Genomic DNA, 22,117 nt, shown 5'->3' with positions numbered 1-22,117 from the left:
TATTTATTAGTTGATAACTTTCCTGCCTTCAAATCCGCAGTGTGACTGACGCAGGCTTTCGTCACAGCTCTCTTCTAATTAATAGAAGCTTCTCGATTATATTAAAATTCAAGAATTATAACTCTCCCGCTTTCAACTTCGCAGTGCGCCTGCCGCAAGCTTTCGGCGCAGCTTGATTTTCAAATAAGCAGCCGCAACACATCTAATGTTTATTTATTAGTTGATAACTTTCCTGCCTTCAAATCCGCGTGCCATTCCTTCAAAAACGGAATATCTTGTTCTTTGATTGCTCCTGTTTCGCTGGCAGCTTCTACTAGGTAGTCAAAGTTTGTTAATGAAACATATTTCACGCCTATTTCTTCAAATGCTTGTTCCGCAAGTGGCAAATTATATGTATATACACTCACAACACCTACTACTTCACACCCGGCAGCACGTAAGGCTTCCACCGCCGTTATCGATGAACCACCCGTTGAGATGATGTCCTCTACTACTACCACTTTTTGACCTGGTGCGATTTTTCCTTCGATTTGATTGCCTCGACCATGTTCCTTTGCTTTGGAGCGAACATAAACCATTGGACTTTCCAATACATCCGCTACCCATGCAGCGTGCGGAATACCAGCTGTTGCAGTACCGGCAACAATTTGCGTTTCAGGGAAAAACTCTTTGATATTCTGTGCTAGACCTTGGGCAATTTGTTTACGAACTGTTACATCAGAAATAGTTAAACGCATATCACAGTAGATCGGAGACTTGATGCCTGATGCCCATGTAAATAAATCAGTTGGATTTAATTCAACGGCTCCTACTTTTAACATTCCATGTGCAATTTCTTTTTGTACTGACATTTAATTTTCCTCCCATAATTCGCAAACTTCTTTATATGCTGCTACCGGATCTTTTGCCGCGGTAATTGCACGACCTACAACGATTAATGATGAACCACCAACACGCGCTCCATCCGGTGTCGCAATACGTTTTTGGTCATGAGAATCTCCACCAGGCAAACGAATGCCAGGTGTTACTCTCAGAAAATCTTGGCCGCAAGTTTCACCGATTTGACCCGCTTCGTGCACGGAGCAAACAACTCCATCTAATCCGGCTTCCTTGGTAATACTTGCATAATGCAAGACAGAATCTAGTAAAGATAGGTTAATCTTTTGTTGTTGTTTCATTTGTTCTTCTGTTGTGGAAGTTAACTGCGTGACAGCAATTAGTTTCGCTCTTTCTTTGCCGGCTGGTGTCCCAGCTTCCAAGCCTTCAAGAGCTCCTTTCATCATCTCGATACCACCTGCTGCATGAACATTGACTAGATCAACACCAAGGCGAGCCAGTCCCTTCATGGCAGACTTTACAGTATTGGGAATATCATGAAGCTTTAAATCTAAGAAAATATCATGCCCTTGTTCCTTTACTTTTTGAACAATGCTCGGACCTTCCTGCAAATATAACTCCATTCCAATCTTTACGAAGATTGATTCGTTAAAATGTTTCAAAAACTGGAATACTTCTTTTTCGCCGGGAAAATCCAGTGCTACGATTGGTTTTGTGTTCATTTACAGATGGCTCCTTCCGATAATTTCATTAATGCGTTTTACTCCCAGCTTTTCTAATTTCGCCGGAAGTTCTTCGATAATATTCGGGCAAACAAAAGGATCCACAAAGTTAGCAGTTCCAACAGCAACCGCTGATGCACCAGCAGACATGAAGTCGATTACGTCTTGTGCATTTGTCACTCCACCCATACCGATAATCGGAATGTTAACGGCCTTGTACACTTCATATACCATACGAATGGCTACTGGTTTTACTGCAGGACCTGATAATCCACCAGTTCCATTTGCAATTACAGGTTTTCCGGTACGTTCATCCAAACGCATACCAACCAATGTATTAATCATCGTAATGCCATCCGCTCCACCTGCTTCAACTGCTTTCGCAATTTCCACGATATCCGTCACATTCGGTGAAAGTTTCACATAAACCGGTACCTTTGAAACCTTTTTAACAGCTTCAACCAGTTCCCTTGCGATAACCGGATCTGTTCCAAAGGTGATGCCGCCATGTTTTACGTTTGGGCAGGAGATATTTAATTCCAATGCCTTTACATTTGGAGCAGTTGAAATCTTTTCGGACACTTCAACATAATCCTCAGTCGTTGTACCAGCAACGTTTGCAATAATGGGCACATCAAAACGTTCCAAATATGGCAGTTCACTATTCATCACTTTTTCTAAACCAGGATTTTGCAGACCAATTGCGTTCAACATTCCAGCTGCTGTTTCCGCAACACGCGGTGTAGGATTGCCTAAACGCGTTTCCACTGTTGTAGCTTTGATCATAATGGCACCCAGTTTTGATAAATCATAGAGATTTCCAAATTCTTTACCAAAACCGAAGCAGCCCGAAGCCGGCATGATTGGATTTTTCAAATCCAATCCTGGGAGTTGGATACTTAATCGACTCATAGCTCTACAACTCCTTTCGGGAATACTGGCCCGTCTGAGCAAACTTTTACATAATCTTTTTCCGTTTGATCGGTTGTTTTGCAAATACAAGCAAAGCATGCACCAATTCCGCAGCCCATCCGTTCTTCAAAAGAAAGGTAACCTTTTTTTTCGGGATAAAACCCTTCTAAAGCACGCAGCATTGGTAGTGGCCCACAAGCATAAAATACGTCAAATTCAGGCTTTAGCTCATCGAGTAAATCCGTAACAAAGCCTTTTGTCCCTTTTGTCCCATCAACTGTCACGAAATGAGTGTCGCCTAAAGTAGAGAATTCATCTTCATAGAAGCACACATCTTCCGTAGCAAAGCCGAACACATGAATCGTACGGATTCCACGAGCGTTTAATGCCTGCGATAGCTCATAAAGTGGTGGTACTCCAATGCCTCCACCAACTAGAAGCGCTGTTCCGCCTTCAGGTGCTGCCTCTACCGGGAAGCCATTTCCTAGTGGACCAAGGACATCAACTTCATCTCCTACTTGCTTTTGAGAGAGTATTTGTGTACCCCTTCCTTCTGCACGATAGATAACAGTTGCCTCATTAGCTTCCTTGTTAATATTTGCAATACTTATTGGTCGTCGAAGAAGTGGCTCAAAACTATCTGACACACGAATATGGACAAATTGTCCAGGATTCATGTCCTGAACAATTTTGCCTTGTAATGTAAGTTCAAAAATATGATGAGCAATTTCACTTTGACGAACGACAATCATTCGCTCTTGTTGAATCATTAATGTACTACCTCCGCTTTGGGCATTTCTTCTGCTGTAAATGTCATTGACTCAATCACTTCTAACATTGCCTCTGCTGTATCCAATGAAGTTAAACATGGAACACCATTTTCTACAGATTCACGACGAATTCGGAATCCATCACGAGCAGGCTGTTTTCCTTTTGTTAAAGTATTGACAACAAGCTGTGCTTGGCCGTTTTGAATTACTTCAAGCAATGTTTTTTCTTTTGATCCGATTTTTCCTACTACATCGGCATGAACACCAGCTTCCGCAAAGCTTTGTGCCGTACCTTCTGTAGCCATGATGCGGTAGCCAACTGTGTTGAAGCGTTTTGCCAACTCGATGGCTTCTTTTTTATCTTTATCCGATACTGTAAATAATACAGTTCCGTGAGTTTTAATTTCCATACCGGCTGCAACAAAGCCTTTGTACAATGCTTTTTCGAAAGTCGCATCTTTCCCCATTACTTCCCCTGTTGATTTCATTTCAGGTCCCAGTGTAATGTCTACACGGCGAAGTTTTGCAAAGCTGAATACCGGCACTTTTACAAACACACCTTTTTGCTCTTTTGCCAAGCCTGTTGGATACCCTTGCTCTAAAATTGATTGGCCAAGAATTGCTTTTGTCGCGATGTTGGCCATCGGAATGTTTGTAATTTTGCTTAGGAACGGTACTGTACGACTTGAACGTGGGTTTACTTCAATGACAAAGATTTCACCTTTTGAAAGTACGTACTGAATGTTCATTAACCCTACAATATTTAATCCTTTAGCCAGACGAGTTGTGTAATCTACTATTGTTGCTTTTTGTGCGTCTGTTAGTTTTTGTGGTGGGTAGACAGAGATTGAGTCACCGGAGTGGACTCCTGCTCGTTCAACGTGCTCCATGATACCTGGAATCAACACATTTTCGCCATCGCAAATTGCATCTACTTCAATTTCCTGACCTGTTAAGTAACGGTCAACAAGGACCGGATGATCTGGTGAAGCTTCTACCGCATTTTCCATATAATGCTCCAATTCTTGCTCGTTATAAACGATTTCCATTGCACGCCCACCAAGTACATAAGAAGGACGAACCAACACTGGGAAGCCTAGTTTTTTACCGATTGCAATCGCTTCTTCCGTTGATACAGCCGTTTCACCGGCAGGTTGCGGAATTTCCAATTCACGCAATGCTTGCTCGAATTTATCGCGGTTTTCTGCACGGTCAATATCTTCCAGGCTTGTTCCCAAGATTTTCACGCCATTTGCCGCTAATTTATCGGCTAAGTTAATAGCAGTTTGGCCACCAAATTGAACTACTACACCGATTGGTTTCTCTAAATCAACGATATGCATTACATCTTCGATTGTAAGTGGTTCAAAGTAAAGCTTGTCGGAAATCGAGAAGTCCGTTGAAACCGTTTCTGGATTTGAGTTAATGATAATTGCTTCATAACCAGCTTCCTGAATTGCCCATACGGAGTGAACTGTTGCGTAGTCAAATTCAACTCCTTGACCGATGCGGATCGGACCGGAACCTAGCACTATTACAGACGGTTTCTCAGTAACGATTGATTCATTCTCTTCTTCATATGTTCCATAGAAGTAAGGTGTTGTTGATTCGAATTCTGCTGCACATGTATCAACCATTTTATAGACAGGAATGATGTTTTGTTCTTTACGATAAGCGTAAATTGCACTTTCGTCGGTATTCCAAAGTTCAGCTACCTTCTTATCAGCAAAGCCCATACGTTTAGCTTGGCGTAAAATTTCTGCATTATTTACGTTGTCCGCTAATGTTGCTTCCATTTTGACGATATTTTGCAATTTGTTTAAGAACCAAAGATCGATTTCTGACCATTCATGGATTTTCTCTATAGTTACACCGCGGCGCATCGCTTCTGCGATAAAGAATAAACGCTCATCACCAGCTTTGCGGATACGTTTTTCAATCCAGTTATCACTATTTTCTTCAGCATGCTTTAACTCGATATGAGTATGCCCTGTTTCTAGTGAACGCACAGCTTTTAGAATTGCTTCTTCAAAATTGCGGCCAAGTGCCATTACTTCGCCTGTTGCCTTCATTTGCGTCCCCAGGTTACGTTTTGCTGATTCGAATTTATCGAATGGCCAACGAGGGATTTTCGCAACAATATAATCTAGAGCCGGCTCGAAATCTGCATACGTTGAACCAGTTACAGGATTTACGATTTCATCTAAAGTTAAGCCAACCGCTATTTTCGCTGCAAGCTTAGCAATTGGATAACCTGTTGCTTTAGAAGCTAATGCAGATGAACGAGATACACGCGGGTTTACTTCGATTACATAGTAGTTGAAGCTGTGTGGATCCAGCGCCAACTGTACGTTACAGCCACCTTCAATTTTTAGGGCTCGGATAATATCCAATGAAATATTGCGCAGCATTTGATATTCACGGTCCGATAATGTTTGGGAAGGAGCAACTACGATAGAATCCCCCGTATGAATCCCAACTGGATCGAAATTTTCCATGTTACATACAACAATCGCGTTATCGATTGAGTCACGCATTACTTCATATTCAATTTCTTTATAGCCAGCAATCGATTTTTCAAGTAAACATTGCGTTACAGGACTGTACTTTAGACCGCTTGCTACGATTTCTTCCAATTCTTGATCATTCGAGCAAATACCACCGCCTGTACCGCCAAGAGTAAATGCAGGACGTACGATTACTGGGTAGCCGATTCGCGCAACAAAGTTTTTCGCTTCCTCCAGGTTGTGGATGATATCCGATTCAGGTACAGGAGCACCTAATTCATACATTAAGTTACGGAATAAATCACGGTCTTCTGCTTTATGGATGGCATCCAGTTTTGTACCTAGAATTTCAATTCCCAGCTCATCTAAAATGCCGGAGTCATTTAACTCGATGGCCATATTTAAGCCTGTTTGTCCTCCAAGTGTTGGAAGGATTGCATCTGGACGTTCCTTACGTAAAATACGTGACACAAATTCTAGTGAAATTGGTTCAAGATATACTTTGTCCGCAATTTCTGTATCTGTCATGATTGTAGCAGGGTTTGAGTTAATCAAGATTACTTTGTAGCCTTCCTCTTTTAAAGAGAGACAAGCTTGCGTCCCTGCATAGTCAAATTCTGCTGCTTGACCAATTACGATTGGTCCTGATCCGATTACTAAAATAGTTTCAATATCTGTACGTTTAGGCATGTTGTTTCCCTTCCTTTACATGTGATTCCATTAATTCAATAAATTCGTCAAATAAGTGATTGGAATCTTCTGGCCCAGGAGATGCTTCTGGGTGGTATTGCACCGTGAATACTGGATGTTTTTTATGGCGTAATCCTTCGACTGTACCGTCATTTAAAGCGATATGTGTTACTTCTAGATCCGTGCCTTCCAAAGAGCTTTCATCTACTGCATAACCGTGGTTTTGCGAAGTTAGCTCTGTACGACCCGTACGCAAGTCTTTTACCGGGTGGTTTCCTCCACGGTGTCCGAATGGAAGTTTGAAGCTTTTCGCTCCGCTGGCTAAGGCAAACAATTGGTGTCCTAAGCAAATGCCGAAGATTGGAACTTTTCCGATTAAATTACGGATTGTTTCAATACCCTCTGTCACATCTGCTGGGTCCCCAGGTCCGTTTGAAAGCATGATGCCATCTGGATGCCATGCCAAAATTTGTTGTGCAGACGTGTTGTAAGGTACCACAAGTACGTCGCAATCACGTTTGTTTAACTCGCGTAAAATACCATGCTTCATACCGAAATCCATTAACACAACTCGTTTTCCGCGCCCTGGACTAGGATATGCCGCTTTTGGAGAAACCTCTTTTACATGATTTGTGATCAGTGGTGTTGCCTGTAATTTTGCAACCACTTCTTCTACATTCACATCTTCATCAGCAGCTGTCAGCATCGCTTTTACAGCACCTTTTGAACGGATGATTCTTGTTAATTTACGTGTATCGATTCCCTCAATGCCCGGGATATCTTGCGATACTAAATAATCATTTAGTGAGAGGTCGCTTCGGAAGTTAGATGGTTCCTTTGCAAGCTCGCGGCATACCATCCCACGAATTGCCGGTGTAATGGATTCAAAATCATCACGATTAATGCCGTAGTTTCCGATTAATGGATAAGTGAACGTAACAATTTGTCCGTAAAAGGAAGGATCTGATAAAGTTTCTTGATAACCAGTCATTCCTGTCGTAAATACCACTTCACCTTGTGACGCTCTTTCGCTGCCGAATGCGTAGCCGTTGAAAACTGTTCCATCTTCTAAAATCAATAATCGCTTTTTCATTATTTTGCCTCCTCATAAACGATGTTGCCTTCTACCATTGTCAGTACCGGCCAGCCTTTTGCAGACCAGCCAGTAAATGGCGTGTTGCGTCCTTTTGTTGCAAATTCATCTGGATTGATCGTTTGTTCTTTATTTAAATCAATTATTACTAGGTCAGCTGCTGCCCCTACTTCAACCGTTCCATAAGGAAGGTCAAAGATTTGTGCGGGTTTTACTGACATCCAATCTATTAATTGCTTCAATGTCCATTTCCCTGTTTCTACGAATCTTGTATATAAAAGCGGGAATGCTGTTTCAAAACCGACGATTCCAAATGGAGCCCCAACCATTCCACAGCATTTTTCCTCGACTGTGTGAGGTGCATGGTCGGTTGCGATACAATCGATTGTTCCATCAAGTAATGCTGCATGCAATGAATCTTTATCGTCAGCAGCGCGAAGCGGTGGATTCATTTTCCAGTTTGCATCATCGCTTGGAATGTCCATCTCTTCCAATAAAAGATGGTGCGGACAAACCTCGGCAGTGACGCGTATACCAGCAGCCTTCGCATCTCTTACTGCTCTAACCGATTCTTTCGTCGAAACGTGACAGACATGGTAGCGTGCACCTGCTGCTTCAGCCAGCAGGACATCACGTGCAATTTGCACCGACTCGCAGATTGATGGGATGCCCGGTAAACCAAGCTCTTTATTTCGCTTCCCTTCATGCATAACGCCGTCATAGATTAAGGAGTTATCTTCACAGTGAGCCACAACGACCATGTCAAGCTTAGCGGCATCCTGCATCTGTTCGTACATTGTTGAAGCAAGCTGGACACCAACCCCATCATCTGAAAATGCTACCGCACCACTCGCTTTAAGAGCAGCTAAGTCAGTTCGTTCGTCACCAGATTGTGCAACCGTTAGTGATCCGTATGGCAATACGCGTACTTTTGCACTTTGCTCGATTAAGCTATTTATTAATTCCAAATTTTCAACCGAGTCAGGCACCGGTTTCGTATTAGGCATTGCACAAATTGTTGTAAACCCACCTTTTGCAGCAGATGCCGTGCCTGTTGCGATTGTTTCCTTATGTTCAAAGCCGGGCTCACGCAGATGGACATGCACATCCACAAATCCTGGAGCTAGTAGGTTTCCGTTTCCGTCTATAATCTCTGCGACGTTCGGTTGTTCACCACCAATTTCAGTAATTCGGCCTTCAACGATTGTTACCGTTGTATTTACCAATTCACTTTGTTCGTTCAGTAGTTGTACGTTTTTAATATATTTTTTCATGTCTATCTTCCTTTCAGGAGGGTTTCTAGTATTGCCATTCTGACAAAAACACCATTTCGAACTTGATCAAATATTCTTGAGCGTCTACACTCAACCAGCTCCGATACGATTTCCACATCCCGATTGACTGGGGCAGGATGCATAATAATCGCGTTTTTCTTCATTTTTGCTTCCAGTTCAAAAGTAAGTCCATATTGTTCATGGTAACTCTCTTTTGAAAAGCTTTTATTGACCACATGGCGTTCATGCTGGATACGCAAAAGCATGACCACGTCACTGTCTTCGATCAGTCCATCCCAAGAGTGATAGGCTTCAAATTCTCCTGCCCATTCCGGTGGGCACAAGAATCGAACGTTAACACCTAAACGTTTCAGTGCTGTTGCATTTGATTTTGCTACACGGCTATGAGAGATATCCCCTACGATTGTTACATTTAGCCCTTCAAATGAACCAAATTCTTTATGTATCGTGTATAGATCAAGCAAACTTTGTGATGGATGCTGGCCTGCTCCGTCTCCTGCATTGATTACCGCTACATTGATGCCTTCCAGAAGTTCGTTGTAGTATTCGTCTTCTTTTGCACGAATCACGACCGCATCCATGCCGATCATTTCAAGCGTTTTAACAGTGTCGTACATTGTTTCGCCTTTTAAGGCACTTGAAAAATCAGCATCAAACGGGATTACTGTACAGCCGACTTTTCTTTCAGCCATTTCAAAGCTTGTTTTCGTTCTTGTACTTGGCTCAAAGAAAAGGTTTGCTACATGATAGGGTTTTGTTAACCTGGACAATTCACCGTCTTCAAACTGTGCGGCACGTTCTATAATCATCATCACATCTTCATTTGACAAGTGTTCCATTGATAATAAATTTCTCATTTACTGTTCCTCCTAATTCTCGTATTTTCCAGGAAAACACGTTTACTAAATGCTTCTTAGTAGAAAAAATGCCTCGCAAATGTCGATTCGCGAGGCTAGGAGGTATGACAAGCCAAGGCACCCCAAAATTGATGTACCCACTTGCCGATTCCCCTTCTTTGCCTCTCTGGACAATTCATTAAAAGGTAATATTATTCATCTAATAATGTATCTTTTTTATCTCTTCCTGGTAATACAAGGTTTAGTATCACTCCGACAATGGCTGCCAGTGCCATTCCTTCGATTGAGAATGACTCATTGAAACGAAGGGCTGCTCCACCTATTCCTACAACCAGGATGACAGATGCGATTACCATGTTGCGGCTGTTGCCAAAGTCGATGTTATTTTCAACCAGCATACGCAGACCACTTGAAGCAATTATCCCGAAGAGCAGGATGGAGATCCCTCCAAGTACTGCGGTAGGTATTGTTTGTACCAGGGCCATTGCTTTTCCCAGGAAGGAGAATAAAATGGCCAATACTGCTGCACCGAAGATGACATACACTGAAAATACTCTTGTGATTGCAAGTACTCCGATGTTTTCTCCGTATGTTGTTTTCGGAGGTCCGCCAATCAGGGCACTTACAAATGTCCCCAGTCCATCACCAAGCAGTGATCGATGTAATCCTGGGTCTTTTATGTAATTTCTGTTTACTACTTTTCCTAATACTAATTGGTGACCGATATGTTCTGAAATGGTTACGATAACAATAGGTACCATCGCTAGTAAAATAGTAGATGTAATTTTAAATTCATAATCCACTCCCGGAATCAAGAACTCCGGTAGAGAAAACATGTTTGCTTGTGTTACTGGAGTAAAATCCACGATTCCGATGATTGCCGAGTAAATATATCCGACGATCAGTCCTAAAAGGATCGGCATTGTACTTAAGATATTTTTGAAGTATACGTTAAAAATGATGGCTGCAAACAAAGTAACCAGTGCTGCTGTAAAATGTTTGAAGCTATATTCTCCATTAACGTTCATTGCCATATCTACGGCAGTTCCAGCTAATCCAAGTCCGATTACGATGATAACCGGTGCTACTACGATTGGTGGCAATAAGCGCATTAACCATTTATAGCCCGTTTTCCAGATTAATAAGGATACGATTCCATATACAAGCCCGACCGCCATTGCGCCGATCATTGCATTTCCTGGATTCACGCTTGCTCCATTCCCATCCAATCCGCCGGCAGCAATTAGAATGGGTGTTATGAAGGCAAAGGATGAACCTAGATAGGCTGGTACCTTAAATTGTGTAATGAGTAAAAAGATGATCGTTGCAATCCCGCTTGTCAGTAATGCGATGGCAGGACTTAATCCTACTAATTGAGGAACTAAAATTGTTGAACCAAACATTGCAAACATATGTTGAAAACTTAATGTAACGAGTTGACCAGCTGTTGGTTTTTCGTTGATGTCCAAAACCGCTTTTGACATTTTCTATTCCCTCTTTTATCTGTTAATCTACTTTATGAAGTGTTACGTTATCTTCTTGATCGACTTCCGTTAGACGAACGACGATTTTCTCGGTACCGGACGTTGGAATGTTTTTCCCAACATAATCCGCACGAATCGGCAGTTCGCGATGTCCTCTATCTACCAGCACCGCCAGTTGAATATTTGACGGACGTCCCAAATCCATTACTGCATCTAATCCTGCGCGTACTGTACGACCTGTATATAAAACATCGTCTACCAGGATTATTTTTTGATTTGTTACAACATAATCAATATCAACTTGTTGAACAAGTGCTTCACCATTTGCGTTTTTTGCAGAAAGATCATCTCGGTATAAAGTGATGTCAAGTTCTCCTGTACGAATTGGTTTGCCTTCGATTTTCTCGATTTTTTCTGCCAATCTTTTTGCCAGAAAAGCACCGCGTGTCTTAATCCCCACTAGAATACATTCGTCGATTCCTTTGTTTTTCTCGATGATTTCATGAGCAATTCTTGTTAAAGCACGATTCATTGAAGGGCCATCTAATAGTTCCGTAATTTGTCCCATCCTTTTTCCTCCTTCCCTAATTGCATTTGCTACTCGAAACAGTCACATGAGGGATGTAGTTTTCAAAAGTCCAATTAAAAAACCTCTTAAAGCATAGGCTTTAAGAGGTTGGATATACGTGTTGAAATTACATGTTTGGACAAATTTTGCACCATAAGCATATGGTGACACTGCCTTTTCATTGCTCGTACTAAATAGTCAATAACTATTCTCCGATGCGTTTAGAAAAGTGCATAAAAATTCCATAACATTTCTACAAGTACCTTCTCAGCCTCTCTGGACTGCCATTAAAGGTGAATTATTCGATTTTATCTTAGTTACCCATCTCTGTGGGTTATTCACTGTTGTTAGTATAGTCTTCCGAAAGTTATTCGTCAACCTTATTTTGAAAATTATTAAAAAAATACCTCGACCAATATCAATCAGTCGAGGTACAGGATTTCTTTTGCTATATCGATGAACAATTATTTTCCTTGGCGTAATTCTTCCAATAATGCCACATAGTCATTTGGAAGCGGTACTTCGAACTCCAAGTATTCTTCCGTTGCTGGATGTACAAATCCTAATATACCAGCATGTAAAACCTGGCCGCCAAAATCAATCGTTTTCTTTGGACCATATTTTGGATCCCCTACAAGTGGATAGCCAATATAATTCATATGGACACGGATTTGATGTGTACGACCTGTTTCAAGACGGCATTCTACAAGTGTAAAATCGCCAAGTCGTTCCATGACAGTAAAGTGAGTAACAGCATGTTTTCCATTATCAACTACTGCTTGCTTTTGACGGTCTTTCGGGTCTCGTCCAATAGGTGCATCAATTGTACCCTTATCATGGGCAATATGACCATGAACCAGAGCCGTATATTTACGAGTAACCGTTTTTTTCACAAGTTGGTCAACAAGTGAATGGTGCGCATGATCATTTTTAGCAACCATCAAAAGTCCTGATGTATCTTTATCGATACGATGCACAATCCCAGGTCTTAAAACACCATTGATGCCTGATAAGTCCTGACAGTGATGCATTAAGCCATTCACCAATGTGCCTGTCATATGTCCTGGTGCCGGGTGAACCACCATACCTTTTGGTTTATTCACAACCAACACATCTTTGTCTTCATAAATAATTTCCAAATCTAGATTCTCGGGAATTACTTCAAGGCTTTCCGGCTCCGGCACGTCCACTTCAATGATATCGCCTTCTTTGACTTTATACTTCGCTTTTACATCTTCACCATTAACTTTGATGATTTCGTCTGCAATCCATGCAGCGATTTGAGATCTGGACCATTCTTCCTGTATTGTCGAAAGTGCTTTGTCAATACGTTCTCCTGCATTTTCCTGCTCAATTGTAATTGTAACAACTGTCATTATTTCACCTTTTTCTTTTCATTCCGTTCTTCTCTAAGCATTACTAAAATAAGCATGATAACTGAAATCGTTAAAGCTGCATCAGCAATATTAAAAATAGGGAAATCATAATTGATAATTGGGATTAGTACATCGGCAAAGTCAACAACCTCGCCTCTGAAAATCCGGTCGATAAAATTACCTAAAGCCCCACCAAGCAGAATCATTAAGCTGATTCCAAAGGCTGGCTTATCTTTTGCTTCTTTATGGAAGTAATAAATAATGCCCGCAATCACGATCAATGTGACAATCGCAAAAATCCACATTTGCCCTTCCAGCATTCCCCAGGCAGCCCCACGATTGCGATGGGAAAGAAGCCCGAACCATGGATCCCAAATAGCGATTCGGTCTCCAAGCTCCATATTTTTCACAACCAGCCATTTCGTCCACTGATCTAATATTACAACGATTGCAGCGATACCATAGTATTTATACACAGTATTCCCCCATTTGCCCATAATCTTTACTTTTTTCTCTTCAAATATATCTAAAGGCAAAGATTAAAGATCAAAGATTAAAGATTTATCCTATACTATCCTAACACGAACGCCTTGGTAGTAGGAACTAAACACTAACACATTTGAAGCGTTTTTCGATCAGTGCGAAAAACAACCGCTCCCGATAACGAGAGCGGTTATTTATTTGCACCGTATAAGGCTTTTAGAACTTCGACTTATATATTTGTGTAATGGAGTGATTTCATTTATCCGCCGGTATTGGTGATAAATCAGCCACTTTTTGTCTTATATCCGACAGTTCACTCAATATTTCTGTCACTTTTTCGAAAATATCCGGCAACTCGAAAAGAATAGCAAATTAAACGTAGTGTTTTTCCACAACTTCAGCACAGCGAGTACATAAAGTGGAATGCGCCTCGTTCTGCCCTACTGTTTCAGAGTATGACCAGCAACGTTCACATTTTTCTCCGCTTGCTTTTTCAACAACAATTGAAGTTTTCTCCAACTCAAGGGCACTTTCAGGTGCATTTTCTTTACCTGTTACTACCTCAAGTTGAGAGATGATGCAGCTTTGTGCAAAGTTAACAGCTGGATCATTCAATAATGCGGTAACATCTTCATTTGCAAAGATTGTAAGTTTTGCTTCCAATGATTTTCCGATTGTTTTTGCATTACGGGCTTCTTCAAGAGCTTTTAATACTTCGTCACGCACGGCAATTACTTTCTCCCATTTTGCACGCAGCTCTGGGAAGTTGCTATGCTCGTCAACCTCTGGGAAGTCTGTTAGCTGTACTGACTCTGCCTCTTCGTTTAGGTAAGACCATAATTCATCTGTTGTATGCGGCAAGATTGGTGTCAACACTTTTAATAAAGTTTGAAGAGTATCATACATTACTGTTTGCATTGCACGACGGTCATGGTTATCTTTTCCTTCAATGTACACAACATCTTTTGCCACATCCAAATAGAAAGCAGAAAGCTCCACTGCAACAAAATTGTTGATTGTATGGTAAACGGATACAAATTCATAACGATCATATGCATTACGAACCGCTTTCAATACATCCTGCAGACGCATATACATGTATTGATCCATTTCACGTAAATCGTTGTACGCTACACGGTCTGTCTTTGGATTGAAATCAGAAACATTTCCGTGCAAGAAACGAAGTGTGTTACGGATTTTACGATATACTTCCGAGATTTGCTTCAACATATCCATCGAGATACGTACATCCCCAGTATAGTCCACTGAAGCTACCCATAAACGAAGGATATCTGCACCATATTGATTCATTACTTTTTCAGGAATGATGACATTTCCTAAAGACTTACTCATCTTACGGCCTTCGCCATCCAATACGAAACCATGTGTTAAAAGACCTTTGTATGGTGCATAGCCATTAATTGCAACAGATGTAATTAATGAAGAGTTGAACCATCCACGGTGTTGGTCGGAACCTTCCAAATATAGGTCGGCAGGATATTTCATTCCGCGTTCAACAAGCACTCCTTGGTGTGATGAACCAGAATCGAACCATACGTCCATGATGTCATTCTCTTTTGAGAATTTTCCGTTTGGACTTCCTGGGTGTGTAAATCCTTCTGGAAGTAGATCTTTTGCTTCCCATTGGAACCAAATATTCGAGCCGTGTTCACGGAATAATTGTGAAACATGGGCGATTGTTTCAGGTGTAATAATTTCTTCGCCATTTTCAGTATAGAATACTGGAATTGGAACACCCCATGCACGTTGTCTGGAAATACACCAGTCTCCACGGTCACGAATCATATTATAAAGTCGCGTTTCACCCCAGGCCGGTGTGAATGTCGTATCTTCAACAGCTTTTAATAGTTCGTCACGGAACGCATCCACTGAACAGAACCATTGCGGTGTTGCACGGTAAATAACCGGTTTTTTCGTACGCCAGTCATGTGGGTATGAGTGTGTGAAGAAGGAAAGCTTCTCTAGAGCACCTGCTTCTTTTAACTTTTCTGTAACTACTTTATTGGCATCATCATAGAATAAACCTTCAAATCCAGGCGCCTCAGTAGTATAGCAGCCTTGGTCATTGATCGGGCTTAAAACTTCCAGGCCATATTTCTTACTTACGTTGAAGTCATCTTCCCCGTGACCAGGAGCTGTATGAACGCATCCTGTCCCTGCATCAGTTGTTACATGATCTCCAACCATAATTAGTGAATCACGATCATATAATGGGTGTTTTGCAACGATATATTCTAGTTCCGCACCTTTAACCTCTTGAATTACCTCTGGGTTTTCCCATTCAAGTGTTTCAGTTACAGTTTGCAGTAAATCTTTTGCAATGATAAATTTATTGTCATTTACAGCTACGACTGCATAAGTGATTTCAGGATTTAATGAGATCCCCAGATTTGCTGGAATTGTCCATGGAGTTGTCGTCCAGATGATGAATTTTGCGTCTTCCGGCACAACACTTTTTGCATCTTTAATACCAAAGCTTACATAAATCGAAGGAGATTTAATATCTTTATATTCAATTTCCGCTTCTGCCAAGGCTGATTCTGAAGAAGGAGACCAATAAACCGGTTTTAAGCCTTTGTAGATATAGCCTTTTTCAGCCATTTTACCGAAAACTTCGATTTGACGTGATTCAAATTCCGGTTTAAGCGTGATATAAGGATTTTCCCAATCACCGCGAACTCCTAGACGGCTGAATTGTAATTTTTGGTTTTCTACTTGCTCGTACGCATATTTCTCACATAGCTCACGGAACTCGGCTACTGTCATTTCTTTACGTTTTACACCCTTGTTTGTAAGGGCCTGCTCGATCGGTAAACCATGCGTATCCCAACCCGGTACATAAGGTACATGGTAGCCAGTCATTGAACGGTGGCGCGTAATCATATCTTTTAGCACTTTGTTTAATGCATGCCCAATGTGGATATCTCCATTAGCATATGGAGGGCCATCATGTAATACGTAATGAGGGCGGTCTTTTGTGTGCTCCAACACCTTTTTGTAGATGTCCATTTCGTTCCATTTTTCTTGCATTTTTGGTTCATTTGCAGGTAGATTTCCGCGCATCGGAAAATCTGTCTTCGGCATTAATAACGTATCTTTGTACTCCACCATTTTAAGTCCTCCTAAAGTTAATATTTCTTAATTATAAAATGACCAGTATGTTTGATAATAAGAATACACAAAGTTAGTAAATCCTAATAGAAATTCTCGAGAAGGCTAGATTCAACACGAAGTTGGTCATGGTAACAATGCGACAGGACGTCGCGTTTTTGTCACCCTCCTTTGAAAAAGGGCTCGCTTATATTGTATTCTTCTGTAACTTCTGGAATTGTAGCGCAGCTTACTTAGTAGTCTGCGCCTTCTGTAGTTGTATGTTTTTCGGAAAAAAATACGGAAGAACGTATATCTACAGCAATGCTTTAAATAATATTTGCAAATAAAAAAAGCCTCTCATCCCCGGTAAAGGGACGAGAAGCTATAACTCGTGGTACCACCCTAATTTGCAATCCAAACCAAGGTTTAGATTACCTCTTAGACACTTTAACGCAAGTGTATACGAAATTACTTACTTAAAAAAGACAAATTTAGGTCTTAAGTTCAGTAATTTTGCTCAGGAGTGATGTTCTTTTTTGATGTTTCGTTCGAGCTTTCACCATCCTCGAATCGCTATAGCCACTTTCAAAAAATACTGTCTCCGTCAATGCACATATTTATTAAATCTCGTGTTATCAGTATATGGAAACAAATAATGTTCGTCAAGTAAATCTGCCCTATAAAAGTTTATTTAACTCTTCAGGCGTCAATTCCATTTCATCTGTTTCTTTTCTTGCATGTTTTTGAATCTCAGTCAGGCCCACATTATATTCCATTAAGTGGTCCCAATCATCCGTACTTAACAAGTCCAGTTGAGCTTCGACCAACATTTTAAAACGATTGCGGAATACCTTTGACTGTTTTTTCAGCTCGTCGATTTCAATTGCGATTTTACGAGCTTTTCCCAACGCTTCATTAACGATACGATCTGCATTTTTCTCTGCTTCTTTTATAATGAGCTTCGACTCTTGCTGAGAATTGCGACGCACTTCTTCAGCTGCCTCCTGAGCAACTACAATCGATTTTTGCAGCGTCTCTTCAAGTGTATTATAATGACTCATTTGTTCAGTCATTGTTTTAATCTTCTCTTCCAGCTCTTTCTTTTCACGAAGAATAATTTCATAGTCTTTAATAATCTGGTCCAGAAACTCATTCACTTCATCCTCGGCGTAACCGCGGAAGCCTCTGGTAAATTCCTTGTTATGTATATCAAGAGGTGATAATGGCATGGTCTACACTCCTTCTCGTTTGAAATATCTTACTCTATTATACAGGTCGACTCGCCACTTGACATCAAGTTTTCGTAAGTTTTCATTAGATTCTACTATTTTTGCTCTAATCGTCCTACCTGCAGTCGTATTTTATCCTTTTTTGTCCGTCCTTCAGTCATGATGACTTTGATTCGTCCATACCCTCTTGCGGATAGTACATCGCCTTCTTGTACCTCAAAGGATGTATCTTCCCTAATCGTCCAATTCACTTTTACTTTTCCAGCTTTAATTAAACTTTGAGACTTTTGCCTCGATATATTCACAACTGTTGCTAATACCACATCTAACCTCATTGAGGAAACGGTATAGGATTTTTCAAACCATTCTTCTGTTAATGTGATTAACTGATCATTCGCTTTTAGCTTCTCGGGTCTAACTTTTGATTTCCCGATTGACGTCAGATTGGCTACAATGTAGTCTTGCACTTCCCCTACTGCTGCAAATTGAATCGTGTCTCCCTCTATCCGTATGTCCCCAAATTTGTTGCGTCCAATACCCAAAGATAATAGTGCTCCTAAAACATCCGGGTGCCTAAGCTGCATAAACTTAGCAGGATAGTTAATTGTAAATATCGAGACTTGGAAATCTTCCATCGTTGGTTTAAAATAGCTTGGACAAATAAAAAGACGTTGACGCTCGGCTTCTTGAAATCCGCCAAAGGTGCATATCTGCAAATCATTTTGCTGACCGATAATAGATGAAACAATAAATCGTTCCCGTGGATCAAGGAAATCCGTTAGCTTTGGGGCAAAACGATCCTCTACTTCACGTTGCCAGCCAATCACTTTTTCTATAAACGTTTGTTCATCTTTCCTGAAGTGCTGTATTAAATGCTCCATCCCTAAAAGCCTCACTCTTTACTTAATATACTTGTATATGCTGTTATTATGCCAAACACTTAGTTTTTTATAGTACAAGTTCACCATTTTTCTCTGATAAAAAAACCCCCACTTTCCGTAGGGGTTTGTCCTATGCAATCATCTTTGAGATATTAAGAAGTACGATTGTAACACCGCGTTCAATAAAGTTTAATAATAAGATTCCGATAATTGGCGAAAAATCAATCATTCCAATTGGTGGAATAAACTTTCTAAAGAAGCCTAAATACGGTTCGCATAATTTAGCCAATAACTTGCCAAATGAAGATTCTTGAGCAGCCGGGACCCAAGACATTAAAATATAGATAATGAGCATAAACGAATAGATCGAAAATGCAATTGATACCACTGATATGATGGAGTACATTTAAATTGATAACCCTCTCTAAATTTAGATTTCCCTATAAAATATAAGGAGAATAAATACCCAAGGCAGCTGATAATTATGTACTTTAAAACAAAGGATAACTCCATCCCTGATAAGGAATGAAGTTAGGATTCCTCAGAAAAATAATTAGAAATTTCACCAGAGACCTCTACATTTTCCGGAGTACACAAGAATATATCAGTTCCGATCCGCTGAATATCTCCACCCAGTGCGTAAACTGTCCCACTTAAGAAATCAATAATTCGGATTCCAGCCTCACGGTCAATGCGTTGTAAATTCACAATAATTGCACGTTTATTTTTTAAATGTTCGGAAATATCCTGTGCTTCTGCATAGACACGCGGCTCCGCAATTACCACCTTTGAATTTTTCAGCGAATTTGCTGCTTGTAAACTGACAACATTTCGAGGTTGTTGTGCTGAAGGCGTTTCTACCTCCAGAACTTTTCTTTCCTTTTTGATGCGTGATTTGGCTATGGGTTGCTCTTTTGGAAGATTTACTGGATTTGCTGTCTGCACTTCAACAGTTTCTTCATCTTCCTCTAAGTAAAAGAAATTTTTGATTTTATTTTTCATGCTCATCAGTATCCCTCATTTCTATCCAACAAGAGCCGTTCCAATTCTTACAAATGTTGCACCTTCTTCTACTGCAATTTCGTAGTCATTCGACATACCCATTGAAAGTTCCTGGCAAGGTGCAAATGGCAAGTTGAGATTAACAACTTCCTGTTGTAGATTTTTTAATTCACGAAATACATTACGAATAATCGCTTCATCTTCTGTATTTGGAGCCATCGTCATTAAACCAACTATACGTATATTTTCAAATTGCTCTAGACTCTCGATAAAAGAAATAACTTCATTCTTGCTAAGTCCATGTTTTGATTCCTCACCAGATACATTTGCCTGTACAAAACAATTAATCGTTTTTTGTGCTCGCTTATTTATTTCTTCGGCTAAACTAAAACGATCTAAAGAATGGAGATAGTCTATTTCATTAATAATTTGTTTAACTTTTCTAGATTGCAGTGAGCCAATGTAGTGCCAATTTGCTCTATTATTAATTTCGCCTTTTTTTCCTAATAATCCTTCTGGCCGGTTTTCACCAAGATGAATTAACCCTGCTTCTATTGCTTCAATCGCTCTTTCTGTAGATACTTGTTTAGTAACAGCAATTACCGTTACTTCCTGATTCGCATCGGAGCGATTTCTTGCCTGCTCTATCTTTTCATTTATGGTTTGTAAGTTTTTTAGTATTTCTGCCAATTTAAACCCAACTTTACATCAATAGTTTCTTTCATTGTATCAATCTACATGCCATATTTCAATGCATAAGCGACTTACATCAACCAAGTTCTCTTACCAAAATGACATCTTTTCCTACAACGAGTACATCACTAATTGGTACTTTTCTCACTTGTTCTTCATTTTGCATAAAGGACATGAACTTTTTGGGTTCGGAAACTAAAAATGCAACGATGCTTCCTGTTTTTTCATCGACCTCCGCATCAACGATATACCCGATAAATCGACCATTCCCTGCTTCGATGATTTCCTTTTGCTGGACATCTGAAAAACGCAAATCCGCTCTCCTTTCGTATACATAGTCATCATGCTTTACTCTTTAATAACACTTATGCTGACTGAAGCGAAATTTATACGCAAAGAAATAATTTCCGCATAAATTCTATTACCATTTAATCTGCAAATAAAAACGCACTTAAAAATAAGTGCGCTGCATGTTTTATCCTAATTTATAGTCTTTTTGCATCGTCTCAATTGCATTCTTTTCTAATCGAGAAATTTGTGCTTGAGAAATGCCGAGTGATTTTGCAATTTCAGTTTGTGTTTCGCCGTAATAGAATCGTTTAGAAAGGATCATTTGCTGTCTTTCATCCAACTTTTGCATACTTTCTTTAACGCTAACATACGCAACCCATTGTTCTTCGGATACATCATCGTCTCTTAATTGATCCATAATATAAACGGCATCGCCGCCATCTGAATAGATTGGTTCCTGCAGTGATAGCGGATCTTGGATTGCATCCAAGGCATACAATACATCTTCCTTTTTCATTTCAATGGCTTCTGCCAATTGTTCAATTGTCGGCTCATGCAGATTCTCGGAAATAAACTTTTCCTTTGCTTGCATTGCTTTATAAGCGATGTCACGTAAGGACCTTGAGACACGTAATGCATGATGGTCACGCAAATGTCTTCTAATTTCACCAATAATCATTGGTACAGCATATGTTGAAAATCGAACATTATGCTTAAGATCAAAATGATCAATCGCTTTTAACAAACCGATGCACCCTACCTGGAATAGGTCGTCTGCTTGTTCGCCCCGATATGAAAACCTTCCGACAATACTTAGCACAAGTCTAAGATTACAAATGACCAGTTCATCTCTTACCCATTCTTCCCCTGCTTGTAAGCGAACGAACAGCGCTCTCATCTCTTCATGTTTTAGCACTGGCAAAGAAGCAGTATCTACACCACAAAGTTCTACTTTAGTACGAACCATCTTCTTTTCCTCCGAACTGTCTTTTTTTTCCCCGCATTGACTGCTGTAAAATCCAAAGGAACTAAACAGTAGCAATGCTTGAATTTCTATGTGAACAGTCAATGAGCACAGGCAAGTGTGGCTCTCTTCCGTGAAACCACATATGTGGTCTTCAACTTTCCAAAGAGTCTTGAAGAAAGTTTCACATATCTATCTCTGAACTGTTTTTTAAGTTTGTCCGGAATAAAAAAGAATATGCACGAATTTTTCGTCCAATTTCATCCAAAAAAGCGGAGAACGCCCGCTTAGCTCCGAATACAACTGGAGGCGCTGACAAAAGGGTGCTCTTTGCCCTTTAGGCAGCACT

The 22,117-nt window shown here is 40.4% G+C and carries 20 protein-coding genes and 1 other annotated feature; all 20 genes read right to left on the bottom strand.

The genetic code is table 11. The features are described 5' to 3' along the window. Positions 1-209: 209 nt before the first annotated feature. Positions 210-851 carry an orotate phosphoribosyltransferase gene (gene pyrE, locus QYB95_RS11585; protein ID WP_301138491.1) on the bottom strand — a complete coding sequence of 214 codons (642 nt, stop codon included), beginning with the start codon at positions 849-851 and terminating at the stop codon, positions 210-212. After that, a complete protein-coding gene (gene pyrF, locus QYB95_RS11580; RefSeq protein ID WP_301138490.1) occupies positions 852-1,559 on the bottom strand; it encodes an orotidine-5'-phosphate decarboxylase in 708 nt (235 codons plus the stop codon). Then, positions 1,560-2,471, bottom strand: coding sequence for a dihydroorotate dehydrogenase (locus QYB95_RS11575; RefSeq protein ID WP_301138489.1), 912 nt, complete (start codon positions 2,469-2,471; stop codon positions 1,560-1,562). It lies immediately after the preceding gene. Beyond that, a complete protein-coding gene (locus QYB95_RS11570) occupies positions 2,468-3,241 on the bottom strand; it encodes a dihydroorotate dehydrogenase electron transfer subunit (RefSeq protein WP_301138488.1) in 774 nt (257 codons plus the stop codon). Before QYB95_RS11570 ends, QYB95_RS11575 begins: the two co-directional genes overlap by 4 nt. Beyond that, positions 3,241-6,438: a carbamoyl-phosphate synthase large subunit gene (carB, locus tag QYB95_RS11565; RefSeq protein ID WP_301138487.1), complete on the bottom strand. Its 3,198-nt coding sequence runs from the start codon at positions 6,436-6,438 to the stop codon at positions 3,241-3,243. The genes QYB95_RS11570 and carB overlap by 1 nt, the downstream gene beginning before the upstream one ends. Beyond that, positions 6,431-7,531 (bottom strand): carbamoyl phosphate synthase small subunit, encoded by a 1,101-nt coding sequence (locus QYB95_RS11560; RefSeq protein WP_301138486.1) that lies wholly within the window; start codon positions 7,529-7,531, stop codon positions 6,431-6,433. Before QYB95_RS11560 ends, carB begins: the two co-directional genes overlap by 8 nt. Next, on the bottom strand, positions 7,531-8,805 hold the full coding sequence (locus QYB95_RS11555; protein ID WP_301138485.1) for a dihydroorotase: 1,275 nt from the start codon (positions 8,803-8,805) through the stop codon (positions 7,531-7,533). The genes QYB95_RS11560 and QYB95_RS11555 overlap by 1 nt, the downstream gene beginning before the upstream one ends. Before the next feature lie 2 nt (positions 8,806-8,807). Beyond that, positions 8,808-9,683, bottom strand: a complete 876-nt coding sequence (locus QYB95_RS11550) for an aspartate carbamoyltransferase catalytic subunit (RefSeq protein WP_301138484.1) — start codon at positions 9,681-9,683, stop codon at positions 8,808-8,810. A 191-nt stretch (positions 9,684-9,874) separates the two neighbouring features. Continuing rightward, entirely contained in the window at positions 9,875-11,167 is a 1,293-nt protein-coding gene (locus tag QYB95_RS11545) for a solute carrier family 23 protein (protein ID WP_301138483.1), read from the bottom strand. Positions 11,168-11,189: 22 nt separating this feature from the next. Then, positions 11,190-11,735 (bottom strand): bifunctional pyr operon transcriptional regulator/uracil phosphoribosyltransferase PyrR, encoded by a 546-nt coding sequence (pyrR, locus tag QYB95_RS11540; protein WP_301138482.1) that lies wholly within the window; start codon positions 11,733-11,735, stop codon positions 11,190-11,192. Between the two features lie 464 nt (positions 11,736-12,199). Further along, on the bottom strand, positions 12,200-13,111 hold the full coding sequence (locus tag QYB95_RS11535; RefSeq protein WP_301138481.1) for an RluA family pseudouridine synthase: 912 nt from the start codon (positions 13,109-13,111) through the stop codon (positions 12,200-12,202). Beyond that, entirely contained in the window at positions 13,111-13,587 is a 477-nt protein-coding gene (gene lspA / locus QYB95_RS11530) for a signal peptidase II (protein ID WP_301138480.1), read from the bottom strand. Before lspA ends, QYB95_RS11535 begins: the two co-directional genes overlap by 1 nt. Positions 13,588-13,966: 379 nt before the next feature. Further along, positions 13,967-16,726 carry an isoleucine--tRNA ligase gene (gene ileS / locus QYB95_RS11525; protein WP_301138479.1) on the bottom strand — a complete coding sequence of 920 codons (2,760 nt, stop codon included), beginning with the start codon at positions 16,724-16,726 and terminating at the stop codon, positions 13,967-13,969. Positions 16,727-17,075: 349 nt separating this feature from the next. After that, positions 17,076-17,325, bottom strand: a binding site (T-box leader). A gap of 60 nt (positions 17,326-17,385) precedes the next feature. Beyond that, a complete protein-coding gene (locus QYB95_RS11520; protein WP_301138478.1) occupies positions 17,386-17,937 on the bottom strand; it encodes a DivIVA domain-containing protein in 552 nt (183 codons plus the stop codon). A gap of 95 nt (positions 17,938-18,032) precedes the next feature. Then, complete coding sequence (locus QYB95_RS11515; RefSeq protein ID WP_301138477.1) at positions 18,033-18,818, bottom strand: YlmH family RNA-binding protein; 786 nt, start codon at positions 18,816-18,818, stop codon at positions 18,033-18,035. Positions 18,819-18,948: 130 nt separating this feature from the next. Further along, positions 18,949-19,224 (bottom strand): YggT family protein, encoded by a 276-nt coding sequence (locus QYB95_RS11510; protein ID WP_301138476.1) that lies wholly within the window; start codon positions 19,222-19,224, stop codon positions 18,949-18,951. Positions 19,225-19,349: 125 nt separating this feature from the next. Then, positions 19,350-19,826 (bottom strand): cell division protein SepF, encoded by a 477-nt coding sequence (locus QYB95_RS11505; RefSeq protein WP_301138475.1) that lies wholly within the window; start codon positions 19,824-19,826, stop codon positions 19,350-19,352. 15 nt (positions 19,827-19,841) lie between these two features. Beyond that, positions 19,842-20,510, bottom strand: coding sequence for a YggS family pyridoxal phosphate-dependent enzyme (locus QYB95_RS11500; protein ID WP_301138474.1), 669 nt, complete (start codon positions 20,508-20,510; stop codon positions 19,842-19,844). 79 nt (positions 20,511-20,589) lie between these two features. After that, positions 20,590-20,826 (bottom strand): PRC-barrel domain-containing protein, encoded by a 237-nt coding sequence (locus QYB95_RS11495; protein WP_301138473.1) that lies wholly within the window; start codon positions 20,824-20,826, stop codon positions 20,590-20,592. A 162-nt stretch (positions 20,827-20,988) separates the two neighbouring features. Then, entirely contained in the window at positions 20,989-21,771 is a 783-nt protein-coding gene (gene sigG, locus QYB95_RS11490) for an RNA polymerase sporulation sigma factor SigG (RefSeq protein ID WP_036202775.1), read from the bottom strand. Positions 21,772-22,117 lie beyond the last annotated feature (346 nt).

This window comes from Ureibacillus aquaedulcis (genome assembly GCF_030418165.1).
GTDB classification, from domain to species: domain Bacteria; phylum Bacillota; class Bacilli; order Bacillales_A; family Planococcaceae; genus Ureibacillus; species Ureibacillus aquaedulcis.
Note: the sequence above shows the minus strand (reverse complement) of the source record. Positions and strands in the feature narration are given on the sequence as shown.

What these genes read in the sequence shown, in the direction of transcription:
- pyrE (WP_301138491.1), bottom strand. Translation starts at nt 851, where the DNA reads ATGTCAGTACAAAAAGAAATTGCACATGGAATGTTAAAAGTAGGAGCC.
- pyrF (WP_301138490.1), bottom strand. Translation starts at nt 1,559, where the DNA reads ATGAACACAAAACCAATCGTAGCACTGGATTTTCCCGGCGAAAAAGAA.
- QYB95_RS11575 (WP_301138489.1), bottom strand. Translation starts at nt 2,471, where the DNA reads ATGAGTCGATTAAGTATCCAACTCCCAGGATTGGATTTGAAAAATCCA.
- QYB95_RS11570 (WP_301138488.1), bottom strand. Translation starts at nt 3,241, where the DNA reads ATGATTCAACAAGAGCGAATGATTGTCGTTCGTCAAAGTGAAATTGCT.
- carB (WP_301138487.1), bottom strand. Translation starts at nt 6,438, where the DNA reads ATGCCTAAACGTACAGATATTGAAACTATTTTAGTAATCGGATCAGGA.
- QYB95_RS11560 (WP_301138486.1), bottom strand. Translation starts at nt 7,531, where the DNA reads ATGAAAAAGCGATTATTGATTTTAGAAGATGGAACAGTTTTCAACGGC.
- QYB95_RS11555 (WP_301138485.1), bottom strand. Translation starts at nt 8,805, where the DNA reads ATGAAAAAATATATTAAAAACGTACAACTACTGAACGAACAAAGTGAA.
- QYB95_RS11550 (WP_301138484.1), bottom strand. Translation starts at nt 9,683, where the DNA reads ATGAGAAATTTATTATCAATGGAACACTTGTCAAATGAAGATGTGATG.
- QYB95_RS11545 (WP_301138483.1), bottom strand. Translation starts at nt 11,167, where the DNA reads ATGTCAAAAGCGGTTTTGGACATCAACGAAAAACCAACAGCTGGTCAA.
- pyrR (WP_301138482.1), bottom strand. Translation starts at nt 11,735, where the DNA reads ATGGGACAAATTACGGAACTATTAGATGGCCCTTCAATGAATCGTGCT.
- QYB95_RS11535 (WP_301138481.1), bottom strand. Translation starts at nt 13,111, where the DNA reads ATGACAGTTGTTACAATTACAATTGAGCAGGAAAATGCAGGAGAACGT.
- ileS (WP_301138479.1), bottom strand. Translation starts at nt 16,726, where the DNA reads ATGGTGGAGTACAAAGATACGTTATTAATGCCGAAGACAGATTTTCCG.
- QYB95_RS11520 (WP_301138478.1), bottom strand. Translation starts at nt 17,937, where the DNA reads ATGCCATTATCACCTCTTGATATACATAACAAGGAATTTACCAGAGGC.
- QYB95_RS11515 (WP_301138477.1), bottom strand. Translation starts at nt 18,818, where the DNA reads ATGGAGCATTTAATACAGCACTTCAGGAAAGATGAACAAACGTTTATA.
- QYB95_RS11510 (WP_301138476.1), bottom strand. Translation starts at nt 19,224, where the DNA reads ATGTACTCCATCATATCAGTGGTATCAATTGCATTTTCGATCTATTCG.
- QYB95_RS11505 (WP_301138475.1), bottom strand. Translation starts at nt 19,826, where the DNA reads ATGAGCATGAAAAATAAAATCAAAAATTTCTTTTACTTAGAGGAAGAT.
- sigG (WP_036202775.1), bottom strand. Translation starts at nt 21,771, where the DNA reads ATGGTTCGTACTAAAGTAGAACTTTGTGGTGTAGATACTGCTTCTTTG.